The organism is Streptomyces sp. NPDC059256 (genome assembly GCF_042753785.1).
Classification (GTDB): domain Bacteria; phylum Actinomycetota; class Actinomycetes; order Streptomycetales; family Streptomycetaceae; genus Streptomyces.
In genome coordinates, this window is sequence record NZ_JBHYZO010000024.1 from 73822 (window position 1) to 95599 (window position 21778).

Annotated in this window: 21 protein-coding genes; 5 read left to right on the top strand and 16 right to left on the bottom strand. The window is 67.0% G+C overall.

Translation table 11 applies throughout. From position 1 onward, the window contains the following. The first annotated feature begins 320 nt into the window (after nucleotides 1-320). Entirely contained in the window at nucleotides 321-449 is a 129-nt protein-coding gene (locus ACFXJL_RS30555) for a hypothetical protein (RefSeq protein ID WP_384697723.1), read from the top strand. A gap of 161 nt (nucleotides 450-610) precedes the next feature. On the opposite strand, the gene ACFXJL_RS30560 is transcribed toward ACFXJL_RS30555, so the two are convergent. The 5 genes from ACFXJL_RS30560 to ACFXJL_RS30580 all read right to left on the bottom strand — a co-directional run bounded on the left by ACFXJL_RS30560 (nucleotide 611) and on the right by ACFXJL_RS30580 (nucleotide 5571). Next, nucleotides 611-1000: an ATP-binding protein gene (locus tag ACFXJL_RS30560; protein WP_384644737.1), complete on the bottom strand. Its 390-nt coding sequence runs from the start codon at nucleotides 998-1000 to the stop codon at nucleotides 611-613. A gap of 604 nt (nucleotides 1001-1604) precedes the next feature. After that, nucleotides 1605-2876: an FAD-dependent monooxygenase gene (locus ACFXJL_RS30565; RefSeq protein WP_384697726.1), complete on the bottom strand. Its 1272-nt coding sequence runs from the start codon at nucleotides 2874-2876 to the stop codon at nucleotides 1605-1607. Between the two features lie 64 nt (nucleotides 2877-2940). Beyond that, on the bottom strand, nucleotides 2941-3585 hold the full coding sequence (locus ACFXJL_RS30570; RefSeq protein WP_384697729.1) for a maleylpyruvate isomerase family mycothiol-dependent enzyme: 645 nt from the start codon (nucleotides 3583-3585) through the stop codon (nucleotides 2941-2943). A 1-nt stretch (nucleotide 3586) separates the two neighbouring features. Next, entirely contained in the window at nucleotides 3587-4420 is an 834-nt protein-coding gene (locus ACFXJL_RS30575; protein ID WP_384697732.1) for a fumarylacetoacetate hydrolase family protein, read from the bottom strand. Further along, complete coding sequence (locus ACFXJL_RS30580; RefSeq protein ID WP_384697735.1) at nucleotides 4417-5571, bottom strand: cupin domain-containing protein; 1155 nt, start codon at nucleotides 5569-5571, stop codon at nucleotides 4417-4419. Before ACFXJL_RS30580 ends, ACFXJL_RS30575 begins: the two co-directional genes overlap by 4 nt. Before the next feature lie 71 nt (nucleotides 5572-5642). Between ACFXJL_RS30580 and ACFXJL_RS30585 the strand changes: the two genes are divergently transcribed. Next, the gene (locus tag ACFXJL_RS30585) at nucleotides 5643-6449 is read left to right on the top strand and encodes an IclR family transcriptional regulator (RefSeq protein ID WP_384697738.1); all 807 of its coding nucleotides are present in this window, start codon (nucleotides 5643-5645) and stop codon (nucleotides 6447-6449) included. A gap of 253 nt (nucleotides 6450-6702) precedes the next feature. Here ACFXJL_RS30585 and ACFXJL_RS30590 read toward each other — a convergent pair whose 3' ends face one another. The 8 genes from ACFXJL_RS30590 to ACFXJL_RS30625 form a co-directional block, all read right to left on the bottom strand. Continuing rightward, a complete protein-coding gene (locus ACFXJL_RS30590; protein ID WP_384697741.1) occupies nucleotides 6703-7158 on the bottom strand; it encodes a VOC family protein in 456 nt (151 codons plus the stop codon). A 352-nt stretch (nucleotides 7159-7510) separates the two neighbouring features. Further along, nucleotides 7511-8272 carry a class II aldolase/adducin family protein gene (locus ACFXJL_RS30595; RefSeq protein WP_384697743.1) on the bottom strand — a complete coding sequence of 254 codons (762 nt, stop codon included), beginning with the start codon at nucleotides 8270-8272 and terminating at the stop codon, nucleotides 7511-7513. Further along, nucleotides 8269-9513 (bottom strand): NAD(P)/FAD-dependent oxidoreductase, encoded by a 1245-nt coding sequence (locus ACFXJL_RS30600; RefSeq protein WP_384697746.1) that lies wholly within the window; start codon nucleotides 9511-9513, stop codon nucleotides 8269-8271. The genes ACFXJL_RS30595 and ACFXJL_RS30600 overlap by 4 nt, the downstream gene beginning before the upstream one ends. Before the next feature lie 49 nt (nucleotides 9514-9562). Then, nucleotides 9563-9760, bottom strand: a complete 198-nt coding sequence (locus tag ACFXJL_RS30605; protein ID WP_384697749.1) for a ferredoxin — start codon at nucleotides 9758-9760, stop codon at nucleotides 9563-9565. Nucleotides 9761-9788: 28 nt separating this feature from the next. Continuing rightward, the gene (hcaB, locus tag ACFXJL_RS30610; protein WP_384697751.1) at nucleotides 9789-10574 is read right to left on the bottom strand and encodes a 3-(cis-5,6-dihydroxycyclohexa-1,3-dien-1-yl)propanoate dehydrogenase; all 786 of its coding nucleotides are present in this window, start codon (nucleotides 10572-10574) and stop codon (nucleotides 9789-9791) included. Further along, nucleotides 10571-10879: a hypothetical protein gene (locus ACFXJL_RS30615; protein WP_384697754.1), complete on the bottom strand. Its 309-nt coding sequence runs from the start codon at nucleotides 10877-10879 to the stop codon at nucleotides 10571-10573. The genes hcaB and ACFXJL_RS30615 overlap by 4 nt, the downstream gene beginning before the upstream one ends. Further along, nucleotides 10876-11502 (bottom strand): 3-phenylpropionate/cinnamic acid dioxygenase subunit beta, encoded by a 627-nt coding sequence (locus ACFXJL_RS30620; RefSeq protein WP_384697757.1) that lies wholly within the window; start codon nucleotides 11500-11502, stop codon nucleotides 10876-10878. The genes ACFXJL_RS30615 and ACFXJL_RS30620 overlap by 4 nt, the downstream gene beginning before the upstream one ends. Beyond that, nucleotides 11499-12911, bottom strand: a complete 1413-nt coding sequence (locus ACFXJL_RS30625) for a Rieske 2Fe-2S domain-containing protein (protein ID WP_384697759.1) — start codon at nucleotides 12909-12911, stop codon at nucleotides 11499-11501. The genes ACFXJL_RS30620 and ACFXJL_RS30625 overlap by 4 nt, the downstream gene beginning before the upstream one ends. A 697-nt stretch (nucleotides 12912-13608) precedes the next feature. Between ACFXJL_RS30625 and ACFXJL_RS30630 the strand changes: the two genes are divergently transcribed. Further along, the gene (locus ACFXJL_RS30630) at nucleotides 13609-14403 is read left to right on the top strand and encodes an IclR family transcriptional regulator (protein WP_384697762.1); all 795 of its coding nucleotides are present in this window, start codon (nucleotides 13609-13611) and stop codon (nucleotides 14401-14403) included. A gap of 571 nt (nucleotides 14404-14974) precedes the next feature. Here the strand turns inward: ACFXJL_RS30630 and ACFXJL_RS30635 are convergent. Further along, nucleotides 14975-16354 carry an MFS transporter gene (locus ACFXJL_RS30635; protein ID WP_384697765.1) on the bottom strand — a complete coding sequence of 460 codons (1380 nt, stop codon included), beginning with the start codon at nucleotides 16352-16354 and terminating at the stop codon, nucleotides 14975-14977. Between the two features lie 345 nt (nucleotides 16355-16699). On the opposite strand from ACFXJL_RS30635, the gene ACFXJL_RS30640 reads away from it, so the two are divergent. Beyond that, nucleotides 16700-17842 (top strand): TAXI family TRAP transporter solute-binding subunit, encoded by a 1143-nt coding sequence (locus tag ACFXJL_RS30640; protein ID WP_384697768.1) that lies wholly within the window; start codon nucleotides 16700-16702, stop codon nucleotides 17840-17842. Nucleotides 17843-18296: 454 nt separating this feature from the next. Next, a complete protein-coding gene (locus ACFXJL_RS30645; protein WP_384697771.1) occupies nucleotides 18297-19280 on the top strand; it encodes a hypothetical protein in 984 nt (327 codons plus the stop codon). A 907-nt stretch (nucleotides 19281-20187) separates the two neighbouring features. Here the strand turns inward: ACFXJL_RS30645 and ACFXJL_RS30650 are convergent. Continuing rightward, nucleotides 20188-20892, bottom strand: coding sequence for a hypothetical protein (locus ACFXJL_RS30650; protein ID WP_384697774.1), 705 nt, complete (start codon nucleotides 20890-20892; stop codon nucleotides 20188-20190). Next, entirely contained in the window at nucleotides 20834-21160 is a 327-nt protein-coding gene (locus ACFXJL_RS30655) for a Rieske 2Fe-2S domain-containing protein (protein WP_384697777.1), read from the bottom strand. The genes ACFXJL_RS30650 and ACFXJL_RS30655 overlap by 59 nt, the downstream gene beginning before the upstream one ends. Nucleotides 21161-21778 lie beyond the last annotated feature (618 nt).

The following is a 21778-nucleotide window of genomic DNA, read 5'->3' on the forward strand; positions in this document are numbered from 1 at the left end:
AGCGCGCACACTGCACGGTCCGGGAGCGGAAGGGGCCAAGGACTGCGGGCTCAGGGTGGAGATAGCGTGCTCAAGAGTGGCGCGGTTGCGGATCGCTCGCGGCTTCCCTGGAGTTGAGGTCACCCGGGGATTCTCTGGCACGAAGTGGAGGCCGTCGGCGGCTGATCTGGCCCACGGCGGTGTCACCAACCCACGCCGAGGTCCGGGCCACCGCTGTGCATGTGGCCTCACAGGTGAGTCCCGATCAGATCCATAGGAGCCGTGAGCCGGATCGTCCCGGACTTCCACTGGGCAATGTCCGGCGAGAACAGCTTGGGCATGTGTTCGTTCAGCAGGGACAGTTCGGCCGTCGTCTGTCCGCGCTCGTCGATGAACAGCGCAGCGTCCAGCGGCTTGCGCGGCTCCCGGTCGTTCCCTGCCCCGCCCGGGCCTGGAAGTGGAAGTCCTGAGGCAGGTCATCATCCGGGTTGCACCACTTGTCAGCGCCTACCATCCAGATCTCCTTTCGGCCGCGTGCCGTGGTGGTGAGACGGATGTGCCGGTCAGGGCAGTCTCTGGATGGCGGTCGGTTGATCTGGGTGATACCCGGTCGTGTCGGTCGCTTTTGGTGCTAGCGGGTAAAGAGGGCGCTGATGGTCTTGCCCCCAGTTGGCCGGCGGGTGACTGCGGTGGTGCGGGCGAGGTGGTCGACCATGTGCCGGCCGAAGCCTCCGGTGCCGCCGTTCAGGTCGGGGGTACGCATCCGGGGCAGTTGCGGGCTGGGGTCGTGAACAGCTACCTCGATGCTGTCCGGGTACGCGGTCAGGTCCAGGGTGCAGGTGCCGCCGCCGTGGCGCAGGGCGTTGGTGACGAGTTCCGAGACGACGAGTACCACGGTGTCGGCTGTGGCGGCAGCGACCGGGTGCACCAGCCCGTTGAGGAAGGCGCGGGTGTTTTGGCGGGCGGTGGCGACGGCGGTCGCGGAGCGGATGGTCGTGGCGTCGGCGCACATGGTTTCCATCAAGTTCACCCTGCCCTTCGGCTCGTTGCTGCCCGGTCTGCCTAACCGTCTCCTTGTTCCCCAGTGTGCGTCTCTCAACCCGGCAGGGTCCGATTGCCTCACTCTCGGACTCACGAAAATCTACGTTGGCCAGAGCAGACATCGGGTGGTGGTGTGCTGGTGGTTTGCGTCGTAGCCAGAGGGGCAGCAGGGCCTGACAGAGACGAACTGCCCCTCAGCGGTAGGCGCATTAGACGCAGTCGCAGTACGACGGACGGTGCGGTGCTGGAGTCCCGAAGCCAGAGCAGTGCAAGACGGCGACGGGACACAACAGAGATCTCGGCCATTGGCGGAAGGCGTTCGAGGCGGCCACGCACTCCACATGGTGCGTCATCGGAAGGATGTCGGCCTGGGTATCCATGCTCATAAGGGCAGTTCAGAGGCTACTTCCGCCGCGTGATTGCGCCGAGTTCTGGGTCCTGACCGTCAGATGGGCGTCAAGCGAAGGAACGCTCACATGACGGTCAGGGACCGGTATTGGGCGTCGGTCGAGCCCCGGAAATCACTGCGCGTGGCGGGTGCCGTGAACATGGTCCCTGGCGTTGTCCGGTACGGGATCTGGCTGCTACGAAATGGGAGACACCGAGCCCAGCGGAATCCTCGGGTAGAGCCCCGGCTCCTCTTCTGGTGTCAGGGCCGTGGGGCCGTAGATCCAGTCGGTGAAGGTGTAGTCATAGGTGTCTCGGGAGCGCAGCAGCGCATTGCGCTGGAGCCGTTCGACCCCGTCGAGGTGCCATAGCTCGCCCCATTGGCGTGCGGTGGTGATGACCCGGCGGCAGTGTTCGGGGCGTACCGCTTCGTACGCTGCGAGGGCCTTCTCCCAGTCGATGCCGGATGTCCGTGCCGAGCGCTGGGCCCGCTGGGCGCGGACGTGTTCAGCGAGGACCCAGCCGTCCTCGATGGCCATGACGGCGCCTTGGGCCATGTACTGCAGTGGTGGGTGGGCGGCGTCTCCGAGCAGGGCGACCCGGCCGTTGACCCAGGTGGCGATGGGGTCGCGGTCGAACATACGCCACCAGCGGTCGCGCCACATGAGTGGCAGGCCACGCTGGATCGCGTCGCAGGTGCCCTCGAACGCGCGGTCGAGTTCGTCGGGCGTTCCCCAGTCCTCCGCGCCGGTCAGTGCCTTGGGCGACTCGAAGACGGCCACCTGATTGAACATCTCGCCGCCGCGCAGCGGATACTGCACGAAGTGGCAGCGCGGTCCGACGTACACCACGACGTCGTTCTCCTGCACGTCGTGGTCCCGCACCTGGTCGGAGGGGATCGCGGCGCGGTAGGCGACGTATGCCGAGTTGACCGTCTCGTCGTCCACGAGGAGTGCGCGCGCGACCGAGTGGAGACCGTCGGCGGCGATGACGACCTCGGCTTCGTCGGTCCGGCCGTCGGCGAAGGTGACACGGGCGCCGCCCGCGGTGTTCTCGTATCCCACGCACCGGGCGTCGTTCACCAACTCGACGCCCAGCCGCTCGCAGGCGCGGAGGAAGAGACCGTGCAGGTCGCTACGGTGGATCACCATGTAGGGAAAGCCGTAGCGGCGGTGTAGGTCCCCCAGGTCCAGGCGGGTGAGTTCGGCAGAGTCGAGGGCGTCCTTCATGACCATGTGCTCGGGCGTCACCCCGAGCGCCGTGGCCTCTTCGAGTAGCCCGTACTCATGCAGGATGCGGGTGCAGTTCGGTGCGATCTGAAGTCCCGCGCCGACTTCGCCGAAATTCGGCGCCTGCTCGTAGAGCCGAACGTTCACCCCTGCGCGGGCCAGGGCCAGCGCTGCCGAAAGGCCACCGATCCCGCCGCCGATCACCAGTGCGTCAGGGCCGTGGCCGTCTGTGGTGCTCATGTTCACTTCCTCGGTGTTCCGTGTCGTTCCGGGTGGTGTTGCGTGGCCCAGGAGTTGTAGTGGGTCACAGCCACGGTGGCAGGGGCTCGGCCGGTGTGCCGTTGGTGGTGGTGACACCGGAGTAGGGGCGGCCCGCGAGGTACGCGGTGACTTCCGCCGGATGGCCCTGCGTGATGGGAAGGGTGTCCGGGCCGCGTTTGGTACGGATGTCCGCACGGAGTTCGGTGAGGAACGCGGTAGGCAGATCCGTGAACCGCACCCCGGTGCCCAGGTCGACGGCGTGGACCATGACCTCGCGGCTACGCATCCACGGTGTCTCGCTCGCCGGCACCGTCCGCCCCTGGACGGTGACCACGAGAGCCGACCACTGGTCCTCGGTGAGTGTGGCCATGGCGTCGGTCAAGGCTCGTGCGGAGTCCGTGAACCACGTGGTGAGCTGGGCGCCGGGCAGGGTCGCGCCTGATTCGATGGTGGCCGTGCGCTGTTCAGGAGAGCTGTACATGGGCGTGGGCTCACCCGTACGGGCCCACTGCACCAGGTTTCCCAGGGCCTCCGCGTTGCCGGCGAGGTGGGCCACGACATGCTTGCGGGTCCAGCCAGGCAGCAGTGAGGGAGCGCCGTACGAGGTCTCGTCGAGGCCGTCGAGGGCCCTGAGGCACAGTGCGTTGCCCTCGGCCATCCAGGCGAGTGTGGTGTGTGGCGTGGGCATTTCAGATCCCTTCCGAGACGACGCGGTTCTCCAGCCGGCCCAAGAACTCGATCTCGGTGACGACGGTGTCGCCGTGCTGGAGGTAGACGGGGGGCTTACGGGCGTGGCCGACACCGCCGGGCGTACCGGTGGCGATGATGTCGCCGGGGTTGAGCGTGACCATCGTGGAGATGTAGCGGATCAGGTCGACCGGGTCGAAGAGCAGATCGCCGGTGGTGTCCTGCTGCATCACCTGGCCGTTCACCTCGCACTGGATGTTCAGGGCGGGGCGGGGGCCGCCGGTTTCGTCGGGCGTGACGAGGTAGGGGCCGATTGGGGTGGTGGATTCCCAGTTCTTGCCCTGGAGCCACTCTCGGGTGCGAAATTGCCAGTCCCGGCAGGTGATGTCGTTGAGCACGGTGAAACCCGCGATGGCGGCCACGGCCGCTGCCTCGTCCGCGCGACGCACCGACCGGCCGATGACCACGGCGAGTTCGGCCTCCCAGTCGAACGAATCGGTTTCGGAGGGACGCAGGATGTCGTCCCGGGCGCCGATGAGTGTGTCGGCGAACTTGTTGAAGAGGGTGGGGTACTCGGGGAGGTCCCGTCCCATCTCCTTGATGTGCCGTTGGTAGTTGAGGCCGACGCAGATCACCTTGCCGGGACGCGGGATGAGTGGGGCGTACACCGCGTCGGCGGCGGGGTGCGTCCGGCCGTCGGCGGTCGCGGCGTCCATGAGTCCGGTGCTGGAGGCGAGAACCTCACCCACGTCCGGCGGGCCGAGCTCAATCAGCAGGTCTCCTTCGGCGCGGACCGCGACGGTGTGATCCGCGAGGCGGATGGTTGCGAGCTTCACGCGTTCTCCTCGATGTGCGTGCGGAACAAGTTGAGCTTGGTGAGGACGGGGGCGTCGCTGAACTGGAACAGGTCGAGGGCGCCGGAGTCGGAATCGGATGCGGCAGCCTCGGACCGGATCGACAGCGGTGCCCAGGAGGGGACGACGAACAGGTCACCGCGCTGGACCGACCACGAGGTATCACCAACGGTCACCAGTCCCGAGCCGTCGAACACCTGGTAGACCGACGATCCGGTCTCGCGGCGCGGGGCCGTCTGCGCTCCGCTGCGGACACGGTGGAACTGGGCGCGGATGGTCGGTAGAGCATCCTGAGCTGTTGTGGGGTTGATGTATCTGACCAGGGCGTGTCCGGGCTCGATGGTGCCGGGGTGGCCCGCGCGCTCCAGTTCCAGTTGGTCGGTCAGCGCGGCGTCGGTCTCCTCCCACCGGTAGCGCAACAGGGGGGTGCCCTCTCGGGGGGTGAGACATGACGCGGGGGCGAGCCCGGGGTGGGCCCAGAGTCGTTCGGAGCGGGAGCGGTCGGGTGTGGTGCGTTCCGCTGCGGACAGTTCGTCGCGGCCGAAGTCGAAGAACTGTGCTTCGACGCCGTACTGGAAGGGGATGTCGAGTCCGTCGATCCAGGCCATCGGGGCGTCGGCGGCGTTGTGGTGGGCGTGCCAGGCCATGCCCACCTGCGGGAGGAAGTCACCGCGGCGCATGGGTACCGGCTCGCCTTCGACAACGGTCCACACCCCTTCTCCTTCGACGACGAACCGAAAGGCGTTCTGGGTGTGCCGGTGCTCGGGCGCGTCCTCGCCGGGCATCAGGTACTGGATGGCGGCCCACAGGGTGGGCGTGGCGTACGGCTGACCGCCCAGGCCCGGGTTGGCCAGCGCGATGGCCCGCCGCTCACCGCCGCGGCCGACTGCGACCAGGTCTCCGGAGCGGCCGGCCAGGTCGAGCAGCGTCTGCCACTGCCACCTGTGTGGCTGTGCCTTCGATCGGGGATGTGGGGGCATCAGGTCGCCGATCCGGGTCCACAGCGGTACGAGCAGGGCCTTCTCGAATCCGCGGTAGAGGTCTTCGAGTTCGGGGGTGACCGGCGGTTGGCCGGGCTGGTCATCGGCCGTCAGAGTGACGGGCGAAACCACGTTCGGGTCTTGGTCGCTCATAGGGCCACGGTGCGCTCTGTGACACTATTGGGAATAGATGATTCTGCTGAGCAGAACGGATTGCGGAAGCGGTGACCGGCTTGGCCAAGTCGATGAAGAACCCCCCGGCGTACGGGGTGACCAGCGTCGACCATGCGCTACAGCTGGCGGTGATCCTTCAGGTCGAGGGACCGCTCACGGTGAGCGAAGCCGCTCGGCGGGTGGGCGTTGCACGCTCCACAGCGCACCGTCTGCTCTCCACACTCGTCTACCGGGACTTCGCCGTGCAGGGCGAGGACCGTGTCTACCGGGCCGGTCCTGTCCTGGAGATCGCGGCTACGGCGGAGTCGAACGTCGGGGCCGTGCGAGCCGCCGCACTCGGACCGCTGACCGCCCTGGCGGAGACCCTGGAGGAGACGGCGAACCTCTGTGTGCGTACGGGGCGAACGGTCCGATTCATCGCCTCGGTCGAGTGCGCCCAGGCGCTTCGGGTCGGAAGTCGGGAGGGCATGGTCTTTCCGGCGCACCTGGTGAGCGGCGGTCTGGTGATGCTCGCCTCGCTCAGCGATGACGAACTGGCCTTGCTCTACACATCCGAGCCCACCGGCGGATCGCCCTCCACCTGGCCGGAACTGGCTGAGCTCACGGCAGATCTACGCCCCGTAAGGCGCAGTGGTGTGGCCGTAAACATGGAGCGGTCCGAGCGCGGCGTCGTCGCGGTCGGCAGGGGGGTGAGCGACCGTGCTGGAGCGACGGTCGCGGCCGTGTCGATCGCCCTGCCCAGCGTGCGGTACTCACCCCGCGGTGTGCAGCGGATCCTCGCGGCCCTGGCCACAGCTTCGGATGCGATCACCGCCGGACTCGAAGGCGGGTCCGCTCCCGCGGGCGCTCATGACTGAGGTGCCGGATCTGACCGCTGGGGTACGGGCCCCCAAGGGCTTGTGGGCAGGCCGGCCAACTGCGATGCGGACCGGCCCGCCGGTGTTCGGCGCCCCGGTCAGCACTCTCGACAGCGGTAGCGGCGTGGGCTGACGGTGAGCCCGGTGGCCTCTCGTCTGCCGGCGCACCGGGCCCGGCCGGGCACTCGGCGGACCGGGGATGACTGGGGAACGGACTCCGGGGCAGCGTGGAGTCCGTCGTCCCGGCCGGAAATCATGCCTCGGAGCTCTGTTCGTTCGCACCGCTCCAGCGGCCCTTCTCCACACCGTGCGGAGTCCCCTGGTAGGGCTGGGTGATGCACTCGATGATGTGGCCGCTGGGGTCGCGCAGATAGACACCGCGCCCGTTGTAGTGGTGGTTGATCTCACCGGCCTCCTCAAGGAACTGGTCCGCGAAGTACTCGATGCCCGAGGACTTGATGCGGTCGAGTACCCCGTCGAACTCCTTCTCGTCCATGAGGAAGGCGTAGTGCTGCGGCTCGATGAGATCCGACCTGGCCGCCTGGTAGTCGGAGATGTCGATGAAGTCCAGCGCGACGGGGGGAACCACGAGGGAGACGAAGGGGCCCCACACTCCCGCGACCTCAAGGCCGAGGATGTCGGCGAGGAATTGAGCTGACTGGTGTTTGTCCTGGCAGACCACGATCGTGTGGTTGAGGGTGATGGTCATGGGAGTCTCCTGGTTCGTTCAACGGGTTACTTCGGGACGGTGACGGCGGGGGTGAGGGCGTGGAAGCCCCTCGCGAGACCCACCGGCACGGGGCGCGGGTTGATCAACGCACCGATGGCGTCCCAGTGCATTGATTTAAAGCCCTATTGCCCTCTTTCGGTGCATAGGGCGTTGTCGTCTTTGTCACGTGGTGGGCCACCCGTGCCGCCACGATTCGGCAGGGCCCGTGATACCCGGGAGGCCCTGCTGATGCCTTCGCTGCGCACCGAGAGGCTCGATGCCCAGCGGCATTCCGTTGCGGACGGAGGCGGTATCCCCGGCGGGACGCCGCTCGAACTCACGTGTGGCCGCCCTACGACCGCACAGGCTCGTTCGCTGGCCAGTAGCCCGGATCGCAGCGGGTGAGCTCGTGGTTCCAGGCCGTTGTGTGGTTGAAGGAGCTGCCCAGGTCGGGCAGTTCGGCCATGTCGTCCTCGGGGAGGTCGACCAAGGTGCCGCCGGCCTTGGCGATGTCCAGGGAGAGCCGCGCGATGGCGTCGACCGAGATGGCGCGTAGCACGGCTTCCTGCACACTCGCGCCGGTGCTGGTGAGGCCGTGAGCGCGCAACACCACAGCGGACTTGGCCCCCAGTGCCCTAGCCATCTCCGCGGCGAGTAGTCGGTTGCGGATCAGCACCCCCCGGGGGTAGACCGGCACACCGTGTCGGGCCAGCAGGGTGCCGGGGATGTCGAACGCGCCGATGATCGGGCGGATCGCCAGCCCGGCGAGGTCGGCCGCGACGACAGCCGGGGGATGCGCGTGGACGACCGCTGTGACGTCGGGCCGTTGACGCAGGACCTCGGTGTGGAGGGGGAGTTCGTTCGGTGGTGCCCACCCTCCGTCGAGTTCTCCGGCGGCGGCCGGGGCGCCCTCCAGGTCGACGAGGTGGATGTCGGAAGCGGTCGTGTGGCGCAGGCCCCGTTCCTGGGGGCCGCGGCATCGGACGAGCAGGGCGTTGGTGCCGATGCGGAGGCTGACGTGTCCCAGGATGCCATCCGCGAGACCCCGTGCGGCGAGCACGCGACACGCGTCGGAGACCAACTGGCGCAGATCGGCGTGGGGTCGCCGGGTCATGACGCGGCTCCAGCGGCGGGTACGGGCTTGGCGGCGAGCCGGCCGACCCGGCCCAGGGCGACTTCGACGGGGGTGTCCGTGGCCACCAGCCGTCGGCACTCGACCAGAGCACGGGGCCAGTTGACGGTCACAGCGCCGCACAGGCTGTCGGCCGCGTCGTGGTAGAGCACGGCGCCCCGGGCGGAAGCGCCGCTGAAGTGCCCGATCGTGCTGTGGCCCGATGCCCGTGGCGGTGTGCCCACGATCTGGATCTTCCAGTCGTACTGGTCGCTCCAGACGTACTCCACGCCGGAGTGGGACCTCAGATCCTGGGGGTGGGTGATGTTGTGAGCGGCGCAGACGGCTTGGTCGACGGCGTTGGTCCAGTGCTCCACCCGTACGTGCTCATGGTGGCGGGGGTGGAACCACCGTGCCACGTCCCCTGCGGCGAACACGTCCGGGCGGCCAACCGCGCGGCCGTACTCATCGCAGACGACCCCGTTGTCGAGCAGCAGTCCGGAGGACGCCAGCCAGGCGTCGTTGGGTACGGCACCGATGCCCACGACCACGGTCGCGGCGGGCAGTGTGTGTCCGTCGGTGAGCACCACACGCAGGTCGCCGGCTTCTCCGGTGATCGTCTGCACTCCCACTCCGAAGCGGGTGGCAACTCCATGGCGGCGGTGGAGATCGGTGAAGTACTGGCCCACCTCCGGTCCGAGGGGGCGGCCCATCGGGACCTCCAGGGGGTCGACCATGGTGACCGCGCACCCGTGTTGCAGCGCGGTGGAGGCCACCTCGGAGCCGATGAAGCCACCTCCCACGACGACCACAGGGCCCCCACGCCGAAGATCGGCGCGTAGGGCACGGCTGTCGGCGAGGGTACGTACGACATGCACTCCGGAGGCTGCCCGCCAAGGTGAGGGCCGGGCGGAGGCACCGGTGGCGATGAGGCACGTGTGGTAACTGACATCGCTGCCGTCTGCGAGCAGGACACGGCGTTCAGCCAGGTCGAGGTGCTGGGCGGCCACCCCCAGTCGTAGCTCTATGTCCAGTGTGAGGGCCTCGGCCTCGGTGAGCAGGGCGAGCTTCTGGGTGGTCCAGGTCCCGGAGAGTAGCTGTTTGGTCAGTGGGGGTTTGTCATAGGGCAGTTCCGGCTCGGCGCCGACGAGGATGATGCGCCCGCCGTGGCCCTCGTTGCGCAACGCCTGGGCGGCGCGCACCCCGGCGACTGAGGAGCCCACAATGACTACGGTGCCGCGCATGGGACGATCCCTTCTCTAGCCCTGGTGTGGGGAGCGTGGCTCAAGGCACTCATGCGTCCTCGATCGTCAGCGCGGAGACCGGGCAGCTGTGTACCGCCTCCCGGATTCTGGGGAGGTCCGCTTCGTCGATGCTCTCCCTGAGCAGTACGACCAGGCCGTCGTCGTCGATGTCGTAGGTGTCGGGTGCCGCGACCACGCAGTTCGCGTATCCCTGGCACGCGTCGAGATCCGCCTTGAGTACTGGCACGATCTGGCTCCTTTCGGTGATGGGTGGTTCACGCCTTGACGCCGATGCCGCCGTCGGGGTGAACGGCTGCGCCGGTGATCCCCCGGGCTCGGTCGGAGGCGAGGAACACATAGCTCCAGGCGTGGTCGGTGGCGGAGAGGGCGACTTTGAGGGGGACTCGATCGGCCAGTTCATCGGCCCGACCCGGCGCGTCGCCGAGGCTGCGGGTTTCCAGGCCAAGGCTGTTGAGGCCGCGCAGGTCGGTGCCCAGGGTGCCGCCCGGCGCTACTCCGTTGACCCTGATGTCGGGCGCGAGTTCATGGGCGAGCGCGGTGACCAGTCCGCGTACCGCGAACTTCGACGACACGTACAGCACCCCTCCGCGTCCGGGGTAGTACCCGGAGGTCGACTCGGTGAGGATCACCGATCCCCGGGAGGCGCGCAGGGCTGGCAGGGCGGCCTTGACGGAGTGGAGGTGGCTCTTGACGTTGATGGCGAACATCTCGTCGAACGCCGTGTCGATGACGCCCGCGTCCAGTTCCGTCAGGCCCTTGTAGTAGTCGAAGACTCCGACACAGTTGACGAGGAGGTCCAAGCCTCCGAATGCGGTGACCGCGCTGGCGACCGCTTGCTCATTGGCGCTCTGGGTGGTGGCGTCGCCCGTGGTGACCGGCACATCGGGTGAGCTCTCGCGGATGGCCTGGCATTTGGCGGCGTCGAGTTCGAGTACCGCCACCCGGGCGCCTTCGGCACGGAACGCGTCCACCACCGCGCGGCCGATCCCCGAACCGGCCCCGACCACGAGTGCCCGCTTGCCCTCCAGCCAGCCGCTCACTGGTCGTCCTCCTCTAGCAGCGGCCCGAAGGGACGGCCGATCATCGCCGAGAAGGTGGTGGTGTTCTGCCAAGTGATCGCCTCCAGTTCCAGCGGGCACAGGGCGACCCACTGCCCGGACTTGGGGGACTCGATCAGCAACCGCGATCCGTTGCGTGTCTCCACCCGACTGACCCGGATCTCGGAGAACTCGTTTCCGATGGTGAGGGGCTCTCCGCTGGTGTGCGTCGCCAGCTCGGCCCGTTCGGCCGCCGCCCGGCGCGCGGCCTGCGCGTCTTCTTCTTCACCGCTCCAGTGCAGCTTCATAGGAAGATCGCCAGATTCTGCATGCGGATCACGGAGTCGTCGACGAGGATGGTCCGGCGCGCCAGCTGCCAGCCGTCCTTCGTTCGCCGTAGAAGGTCCTCACGGCCGGCGGATACCTGGGCGGCTTCCTGGACATCGCCCCGGCTGCGGTAGAGCAGCACCCCGGAGTCCACGACGAGATGGTCCTCGTCGTCCGTGGCGAAGGTGCGCACATTGGTCAGGTGGTGGCGCAGCCGTGACGGGGGGTCCTCGGTCCAGGCGTGTTCCGTCATGAACCGTGCGACCCGTCGCGACAGGGAGTACTTGTCCTCGTCGAAGTGGGCCATGCCGGGTGCCGTGTCGAACCCCGTGCCCCGAGCGGTGGTCACTCGGACCGGCATCACGTAGTGGATGTCTTCGGTGAGCAGTTCGAGCCACTGCTCGTAGCGTTGTGCGTCGAGGGTGTAGGTCTCGTCGACCAGCCATTGGTGTGCCTGCTGGTGGCGCACGTCGCCGAAGGGGAGCGTTCGGCCGGTGCGCTGGATACGGGAGGCGTTGCCCCCCAGTACGGCCTGGGAGGAATGTGTTCCCGTGCGACCGGCCGAGTAGGCGCCGGCGCGGTAGTTTCCTGACTGGGACGTCATGACTTCTTCACCGCCGAGTGGCTCTTGCGCTCCGTCGAGTGCGGGGTGGGGGCGCCGACCTCGGCGGAGACCGGGGCCTTGACCGGCTCGGCCAGATAGTCGGCCCACCGGTTGAGGAGTTCACGCTGGTTGTATTCGCCGTATCCGGTGTGCGCGATCCCAGGGCCGGAGAACTGGGCGGGTGTCAGTGCCGGAACGACTTCGGTGCCGTCCTGGAGGATGCCCATACGGCTGTTGAGCAGGAGCCTGCGTGCCATCGAGCCGGCCGCGGTGTTGGTCAGCGAGACCCAGTTCTCCACGTCGTCCTGCTCGAACATGCCGGTCGAGCCGAAACACATCAGATACGCCTTGTAGGACAGTTCCTTGAACTCTTCCGGGGCTTCGGCGTCGACCGCGAACCAGGACAGAACCTCGGTTTCGTCCTTGCTGATCGGCTGCCACTGGCGAAGGGAGATGAACGGCAGTACGTCCTCGCCGTCCGCCACGCGGGGCCAGTTGTGCACGAGACTGAGGTTGGGGAACGCGGAGGCGGCTGAGATCATGAATCCGTCGTCACCGATCACCGCCAGCTGATCGGCCGACCAGGACTCCTTCATCCGTTCGATCATGTCGTCGGGGTAGCCCACGTAACGCAGTCGCTCCTCCAGTGTTCCCGGGGGCAACTTGTAGGTGGTTCCGCCGCCGTTGCCCGCCCAGTAGGTGCAACCGTCCTTGCGCTTCTCGGCTTTCGGCTCGCGAAACAGCCCGATCTCCACGACCGAAGTGTGGGTCTGGGGGGTGTGGTACATGTCGCCGGCGAAGTTCTCGGCACCGATCTTCCAGTTCGCCTTCATCCGCCACCGCTGGGGTCCGCGCAGTTCGATCCCGCTGGGGCTCTGGCTGGTGTAGTAGTCCAGGTAGAAGGCGAAGTCGCCCAGGTACTCACGCAGCGGCGGGGCTGCGGCGTCCATACTGATGAAGATCAGGCCGTTGTAGGTGTCAAAGCTGGGCGCCGGAAGAAGCCGCTGCCCTTTGCGTTGGAAACCCGCCTCGCCGCCGTACGCCTCCTGGTGGAAGGGCAGACCGACGATCCGGCCGTCGTTGCGGTAGGACCAGCCGTGGTAGGGGCACCGGAAGTGTGACGCATTGCCCATCTCTGCTCTGCACACCTGCATACCGCGGTGCAGACACATATTGAAGTGGGCGTGGACCTCCCCCTTCTCGTCCCGCGTCAGGATGAACGAGTCCTCCAGCACCCGCCGCACCACGTAGTCGCCTGGCTGTGGAATCTCTGACTCGTGGCCCACGAAAATCCAGGAGCGGCTGAACAACCGCTCCTTCTCCAGCTTGAAGATCGCTTCGTCATTGTAGATATGCGCCGGAACCATCCCCCGGCGCACGTCATCGAGCGTCTCGGCATGCTCAGTCATCGCGACCCTTCCTGCTCAGGGCCTGGGCAGTGTTACCAGCACCCATCCCTAGTTCTTCTGCTCAGAAGATGTTAACTCTGCACAGTAGAACAATTCCTTGCTGTGGCGTCAATGGCTGGCTGATCACGACGTAGCTGTCCCCGGCCAGCCACACTGGGTCGGCCGCTCCCGGACGGATTACGCGCCCCGATGCGCGAAAGAAGGGGTGAGCAAGGCCGTTCGAGAGCGGGAAGGGAGCGGCCCTCGGCAGGGGCGCCGCGAGGGCGCACGGCACAGCCATGACATGCCGGGCGCTGACGAGCGGGGCACATCTGGTGAACTGCCCGCAAGACGGTCAGCCTCGGGGCCGAGGAATGAGACCTGACCCCACCGAGTGCCCCGATCCACCCCAACGCGAGGATCCGGAACTTCAGCGCATCAACCGGCCCGGCGGCAGCGGCCTCCCGTACGGGCTCTGCGCCAACGGCCCCGTCGACGTACCGCATCAGCGAGGCCAGGACGAGGTGACCGAACCGGTCACCACTCCCAACGGTTCCCGACCTTCTCGCCCGGTGGTGGATGCCGCCCCCAGTGGGGGCGAGGTCGCGCCAACCGGCCGGTCACAGAGTTGCAAGACGGGAACGACAAGGGCGAGGCGACAGCGCCTCAGGCACACATGCCCGTGGAGCGACCGAACAGAGTGACATACTCTTCTGCTATGAAGAAAACGGAGACCGAGACGGTATCCATCGGAGGTCCGGAACCCCAGTACCCGATCGAGTCGGTGGACAACGCCCTCAAGATCCTTCTGCTCCTGGGGGAACAGAGCGAGCTGCGTCTGACCGATGTCGCCAACTATCTGGGGGTTGCCACCTCCACCGCGCACCGGCTTCTGGCGATGCTGCACTACCGAGGCTTCATCGGACAGGCCGAACGCGGCAAGACCTATGTGCCGGGCACCGCACTGACCGGCGTGGCCTACTCCATCCTCCAGCGCTTCAACGTACGCGATGCCCTGCACCCGTTCCTGGAGCAGCTCAACGACGAACTGTCGGAGACCGTCCATCTCGGGGTCCTCGATGGCACCACCGTGCGCTTCATCGACGCGATCGAGAGCCCTCGCGCGGTACGCGTCGCAGCCCGCCTGGGTCAGTCGATGCTCGCCCACTGCACATCCACCGGCAAGTCGATGCTCTCCCAACTCTCTGTCGAGGATCTGCACCGCCTCTACCCCGAAGAGGAACTGGACGGACTCACCGCGAACTCCATCCGCCGCCGCTCCGAGTTGGAGAGCGAGGTGGAGATGGTGCGCCGTCGCGGGTATGCCACCAGCACCGAAGAGAGCGAAGAGGGCGTCACATCGGTCGCCGTCGCTTTTCCGGCACGCCGCACACCCATGCAGATGGCCTTCAATGTCTCCGTGCCGATCAGCCGGATGAACCGGACCGATCTCCGCCGGATCAGTGAGGCGCTCTGCAAGACGGTGGAGGAAGCCGCCGCGGTGCTTCACTGACACCGCTCGGCCGTGTGCCGGGCCTCACTGACACCGCTCGGCCGTGTACCGGTAGGGGAGGGGCGCCCCTCTCCAGGACCTGGAACGGTGGCGCGTCGCTCGGCTGATGGGCAACGTCGCTGTCACCGGTCACGACTGCTGCCGGCCGTGACCCGCCGCCGCGACGGAGTTGCCGGGTCCTTCACACGGCCGTGCTCGCTGCGAGGCCGGACGATCCACTGCGGAACCGCTCACCGGAGTATCGCTCCGCCAGCCCGGTCAAGCCGCTGCTGATCAGCGGGTTCAATCCGCCTCCACCTGGGACGTTCCGGACCTGTGGGCGCACCGCCAGATCCACGACCGCGTCCCTCACGCCCCGAGGGGGTCGCTGCGGAAGTGGGAGTGTCCGCGAAGCAGCTGGGACCACAGGGTGGCGCTAGGGGGGCGACGTGACACCAGTGATGACGAGCGGGGGAGCATGCCCCCGCCGAGATGGATGATCAGCTCCCACCGGCCAGGAACAGAGAAAGCGGCCGGTGGGACAGCGCTGTCGGCTTGGCGCGCAGTCCCACCGGCTCCGGGGCGTGATCGGTTACGCGGGGCTCTCCCGCAGGGGTTCACTCGGGGTGGCGGCTGTCTCGTTGCCGTCCTGGTCCTTGTCCTGGTTCTGGTGCAGGTCGCGTCGGGTGCCCTCGCGTGCGAACGGAATGACCAGGAGGCCGAGGAGGAAGCTGCCGGCCGTCATCAGCGCGATGGGTGGGTAGCCGTGCCCAACGGCGAGGGTGACAGCGATGAGCGGGATGACGCCCCCGCCCAGCGTCCCTCCGATCTGGTAGGCGAGGGACGACCCGGTGTAACGGTGCTCGGTATCGAACATCTCCGAGATGAACGCCGCCACCGGCCCGTAGACCGCAGCCTGCACGATCGCGAGGCCCAGGACAAAGCCTGTGAACAGCAGAACCGGCGGGCCGGCTGCGATCATCCAGAAGACTGGGAAGGCCGCCACCGCCCCCAGTGCCGAGCCGGCCATCAGGACCTTGCGCCGACCGATGCGGTCGGAGAGATGGGCACAACCAGGGATGAGAGCGACCTGAAGGATCGCCCCCAGCGACAGGGCGGCGAGCGCCGTCGATCGAGTGTGGCCACCGGTGGTGGTGGCCAATGTGAGGCCGTAGGAGGTCAGTAGACCGGTGTTGGCCGAGGCGCTCAGGGTGCCGGCGATGCAGATCAACACGGTGCGCCAGTGCCTGGTCAGCACGCTTCTGAGCGGGGCAGCACCCTTCTGCTTGGCCTCGCCCTTGGCCTGTAGTTCGGCGAACAGCGGCGACTCGATCATCCGCATCCGGATGCCCAGGCCGATCACGGTCAGTACCGTGCCGATGAGGAAGGGGATTCGCCAGCCCCAGGCCAGAAAGTCGTCTTCCGGCATCAGGCCGAACAGCGCGAGCATCGCCGAGGCGAGGACCGAGCCGCTCGGTGCTCCCATGTTGACGAACGAGGCCACAAAGCCGCGCCGTGCGGTGGGTGCTGTCTCAACGCTGATCGAGACCGATCCGCCCCAGTCACCACCGACCGCCAGGCCCTGGATGATGCGGATCGTGACGAGCAGGATCGGTGCCCACAGCCCGATGGTCGAGTAGGCCGGGAGTACGCCGATCAGGCCGGTGGCCGCGCCGGTGATGCCGAGAGTGACGAGCAGAATCCGGCGGCGGCCGTACTTGTCCCCCAGCAGACCGAAGATCACGCCACCGAGCGGACGGGCCAGGTATCCGGCGAGCATGGTGGCGAAGGCCAGAATGGTACCGACGCCGGGGTCGACGTCGCCGAAGAAGATCTTTCCGAAGACGAGGGCGGCTGCCGCCGTGTAGATCAGGAAGTCGTAGTACTCGATCGTCGTGCCGAAGTAGCTGGACAGCATCACAGTGCGCAGTTCGGACTTGCGAGGGGCCGCGCGGGAGCTCTGCTCGATCATTGGGGTCTCCACAGGGAATGCGCGATGAGCGCGCCGAGGGCCTACAGGCCATGGATGAGGTGCAGCACCGTTGCCGTTCCGTCGTTGGCGGATCGCGGCGACGCGCAGGTTCCCTCCGCAGGCGACCTCGGAGAGGGGCCCTCTCTCGATGCCTACCGATCGAGGTATCTGAGAGTTTCTGTTCTGCGGAGTTTTGTTGCGGAGTTTTCTACTCTTCGGCCAGCAGTCCGTCAACAGCTCGCGCAACTCTTGACGAAAGCGACGAAGTGGAGGCAAGGTTATCGACTAGGCAGAGAGTGCTTCTTGTGGGCAGAAGTTGCTGTGTGGGTTCGGGAAGCCGCCTCTGTGTTCGCCCGAGAGCACCTGCTCGTCACCCGTCCCGCAACGGGGGCGGGCCAGCGCCACGGGGCCGGATCGACGGCCCGACCGTCCGGAGAGTCATCTGCCGGCATCGGCACGACCGGCACTGATATCGAGTTCGACGTTGAAGGGAATCGGTTGATGGAAGACCTTACAGAAGCCGTTGACATCCGAATTCTTGGCGCGGGCCAGAATTGGATTGATGTCTCAAGCCTCGCCGCGGTCGGGCTGGCCGGCTACTACAGCCAGCTCCCGCCGGGTTCGACGGCGGCGGCCATCACCGGGAACCCCGGCGAGATGTGTATGAAGGCCCCGCGACTTGTGGCAGACGGGCAGTACCACATGGCTGTGACGACACCGCTGTGGTACCTGAAGATGGCGATCGAAGGACGCGGGCCCTTCACTGAGCCGCTCCCGCTCAGTGTGATCGCCGTGTTCCCCCACGATGATCGGCTGGCGTTCGCCGTGCGCCGCGGGACTGGCCTCACGAGCCTCCACGATGTTCGCGCACAGAAGTACCCGCTGAGACTGTCCATGCCGACTCCGGAGATGCACCATCCGGCGGGGTGGGTGATCGACGAAATCCTTGCCCAGTACGGACTGTCACGCGAGGACATCGAAAGCTGGGGCGGTGAGATCCTCCGCGACCGTCCTCAGGCGCAGAACTCCACCACTGAACCGCCCGCTGATCCGTCATTCGACGCCGTATTCGACGAAGCGTTCATGACGAGGCGCTGGCGGCGCCTGGCGGAAGGCTACGACTTGCGCTTCCTCCCGGTCGACGATGATGTTCTCAGCCATTGCGAGGCGCTCGGCATGGAGCGGGGCGTGATCGAGAAGGGGCGCCAGCGCGGTGTGGACGACGATGTGCCCACGGTCGACTTCAGTGGTTGGGCGCTTTTCTGCCGGTCCGACATGAACGAACGCATCGCCTACCTCACCGCAGCAGCGCTGGACGCGAAGTCCGCGGAGATCTCCGCTCGATTCACCGGCGAGTTCGCTGCCATGACAGAGCCGATCAATCTCGCCCGGCTGACCGACACCTCCATGCCGATTCACCCCGGTGCTGCCGCCTACTACCGTGAGCAAACGGCGGCACAAGCACCACAGAGCTCGCCGTCACCCTGACACCGACTCGGGTGAGCCCTGACGGGCGGAGCTGAGAGCCAACACACGCTTCTCCGCGACCGGCACGGACCGAGCACGCAGGTTCACGCGAGCGTTCCCGACGCGCACAGTCCGTGCCGGCACCAAAGGACCGAGTTTCCCGGCACGCACGCCGCCGGCTCGGTGCAACAGGGGTCAGGCGGGAGCCCCAGGCCCGAAAGGGAACGCCACCGGAGCGTTGCCATCCCGCATCGAGATCTGGGGACCTGCCAAGTGCCATTCGGCCCAGGAGAAGGCCCCCCTATCCTTACGGCAACGCCTCCAGATCCACGAGGTGCAGGAGCCGGTGAACGTGCGAGGGCGATGGACGATGCTGGGTACGGCCACTCGGATGCATCCACTGCATCCACTGCATCCACGGCCCGCCCTTCTGATCCAAGCCCCAGCACACCGGCAAGACGTTTGAGGACAAGCCATGCCCAGTGAAACGAGTCCTGGAAACACCCTCGTACTGAGCCGTGCAGACGTTGAGGATCTCCTCGACCTGCGGCAGGCGATGAGCGTGACCCGGGAAGTACTGAAAGAGCAAGCCGAAGGGAAAGTGGCGGCGCGCGCACCGATGCACCTCGACATCGGCGCTGGGGCGTTGCGCATCGTCAGCGGTGCGCTGACCGGGTCCGGACGCATGGGTCTGCGCGCGTCCGGGGCGCAGTCCCTCGCATCGGACGCCGGAGCAGCCATGCTCTTCGACTCACAGACGGGCGGATTGCTCAGTGTGCTCGCCTACCCGTTCGCAACGCTGCGGACCGGGGCGATGTTCGGACTGGCGACCGACGTCCTCTCCTCACCCCACGCCCGGCAACTGGCCATGGTGGGAACCGGACGGAACGCCCTAGGACTCATCCGGGCGGCGTCACTGGTCCGCGAGATCGAGCACATCCGCGTCTACGGCCGCAACGAGGAGAACCGCGCAGGGTTCGCCGCACGGATCAGCGCGGAACTGGGCATCCCCGCGGAGGCATCCACAACCGTACAGGGCGCGACCAAGGACGCCGAGATCGTCTTCGTCTCGACGAACAGCACGCAACCCGTCCTGCATCACACTGACATCACCCGCGGTGCGTTCGTGGCCGGCATGGGGACTCCCTGCGAGTTCGGGGAGGACCTCTATCTCACGGCGGACCAGGTCGTAGTGACCTCGGTGGAACACGAGCGGAACTTCACCGACGTATGGCGGGACGGCTCGATGCACAGCACCATGGTCGACCTGGATCGGACCGGAAAGCTCCCCTGGACCTCGATGTCCGAATTCGCAACGATCATCGCCGACGAGCGACCCCGCGCAGGTACGACCGTGTTCCGTGAGTCCTCGGGTGGATACGGAGACGTCGCCTTCGCTGCCTGGGTGTACGCCCGTGCGCGCGAGTTGGGGCGAGGAACGGAAGTTGCGTTCGGCTAGAGCCCCAGAGCCATCATCAGTTCGGACGCCGGTTCTCTCGTCCACCTCGTACCGGGCAGCTCCGAGACCGCCGCCCACGCGCCGGCGTCGATGTTTCAAGCGTCGCGGAGGTGACCGCCGTACATGGCATCGGTGCCCTCACTCTGCTTCCCCGTCGTGCGCGATCTCCATGTCCTGGCCAGGGAGTCGACGATGGCGATGCCTCGGCCGTGCTCGGCCCTGCTCGTCCGGGCCGAAGTCCGGTTTTGCGGACGTCGGTGTGGAATGCGGGCCCGGAGTCGACGACCGTGATGAGGAGAACCGCGTACCCTGCAGCCCCACCGCCCAGCTGCCCGGTCGGGGACGAGGGTCGGCCCCCGAGGCAGGGGTGGGCCGGCCTCCAGCTCGGGCCGTGAAACGGCCCGAGCTGGAGGCCCGCCGCGAAGCTCGCCGGGGAGATCCGTTCCTCCGGAGTGCGCATCACGCTCGTCGTCCACGAACACAAGTGCCCCGGCCGTGGCATCGAACTCGCCGTGCTTGCGCAGGAACTGAAGGCGAGCGATGTCGGCCTGGAGTTTCCTGGCGGGGAGTTGAAGGGCTCGGACGATCCCCTCCGCCATCGTGTTCATCGCGCTGGCGGCGATGTCGTGCATAGAGTGCGATGACGTCCGCGAACGAGCCCTCGAAGGCCATGACAACCCGCGATTGTGCTGCGTGAGCACCATGACCAGGGAACGAGTGTCTGATGTCCAGCCAAGGGACGGCTGTCCAGTACCTCGCACCGTACGAGGGCTGGGCCACGTTGTGAGCGGGCTTCGAGGATTTCAGCAGTACCAATGACCTCAGTGTGACCACCATGTGTAGCTGGAGCTTCCGGGTGTCCGTTCACACGCCAACGGGTGCACCTTCGCTGAAGGTTCCGGTGCCCTCAGCCCTGTTCTGTGGGTTCCCTTCGGTTGGGGGTGGTCGGGTAGAACTGCTGGGCCCATTTGCGGTAGGGGCCGATGGGGCCGTCACTGTGGCCGAGCCGGGGCGGGCTGGTGTAGCGCTTGGTCTCCCAGACCGGGATGTCCTGGTCCATGATTTTCAGTACGGCGACCAGATTCAACCGGGTCAGGGCGGCCGCCAGGACGGTCATGGCCTGTCGCGGGACCCACGACAGTGGCCCCTTGGTGGCGTCGATGTTCATGGCCACACCGAGTAGAAGCTCGGTTCGCCAAGGGGCCACGGGGCGTGTGCTGGCTACAACGTCGATTTGCCACTGCTGGCCAGGGGCCGTGACCACGAGGTGCATCAGCCCCAGACCATAGAGGGAGATTGTGGTGTCGCCGCTGACCGCTCCGAACGGGGGGACAGTCCGCGTGACGCGGAGCGAGACGGTGAACACGTGCCCGTCCGAGGCGGGCCCTTCGGGCACGGCGCACTCGGGGAATCCGTGAAGTGGGTACAGATGCGCGGTGTCGACGTTGTTTTCCAGGATTTCTTGCGGGTGGGTGCCGATCTCGATGCGGTTGAACCGGAGCGCCGGCGTGGCGGTGGGAAACAGGTTCGGGAGTGCCCAGCTGGGTGGCTGGTCAGGGTCGGTGCCGGCCCAGGTGAAGATCCCACCGTTGGATTCCTCGCAGGGCAGCACGGTGAGTTTGTCCCGTACGTGCCGCGCAGTGTGGCCGGCCGACGCGGGCCAGGGATCCGTCGCCGCTGAAGGCGAAGCTGTGGAACGGGCACACGATGAGATCGTCCTCGACCCGTCCCCCGCAGCCCAGGTGCGCGCCCAGGTGGGGGCAGTAGGGCCGTATGACGCGGGCCCGTCCGCTGCGGGTGCGGTAGACGACGACGTCCTCGCCCATCAACCGGCGGGTCAGGACAGCACCCGGGGGAAGGTCGCTGGACGGGACCAACATGAACCAACCGTTCGGCTACGGCAGGGGTGCGGCCTGGTCCGAGTAGGGTTCACGCGGGGCCTGTGAGATGGGACGGACGTGCGATCGGGTCATGGGGGGTCCTCCTTCGGGCATCCGCCCGTCTCAGCCGGCCACCACCGTCGGCCCGTGGTAGGCGGCGGGTGAATCCTGCCGCGACGGCAGTACCCGGCCCGGGCCGCCGCGGTGCCTTCAAGCCCGCACCGTGCGTCGGTGCTGATCCGGGAATCCCTATTCCACGCCCCAAATGGTGAGGATGGGTACCCCCTTTCAGCACGCAAAGGGCGTGCACGCGTTGCACTCTTGCGCGCTTGTGAAACGGGTAGTGCCGCGGATGATGGCCAAGGTGCCACAGCGACTGCCATGTTCAGGACGGTGCGTGGTGGCCTCCCAGGGGACTGCCCAATCCCATGTTGTCGGAGTGCCGCTTCGCCCCGAAGGCAAGTCGGGGCGCAGGCTGGCCGAACCCGGCGCGAGGACCGCACTTTCCGCGGGCTGCGAGCCCTAGGAGCTGTTCGAGGTTCGGATCTTCGTGACGCTCGCTGATGGGTTCGGTGGGGCTGGTAGAACTCGGGTGTGGCGCGTTTCGATGTGACGGAT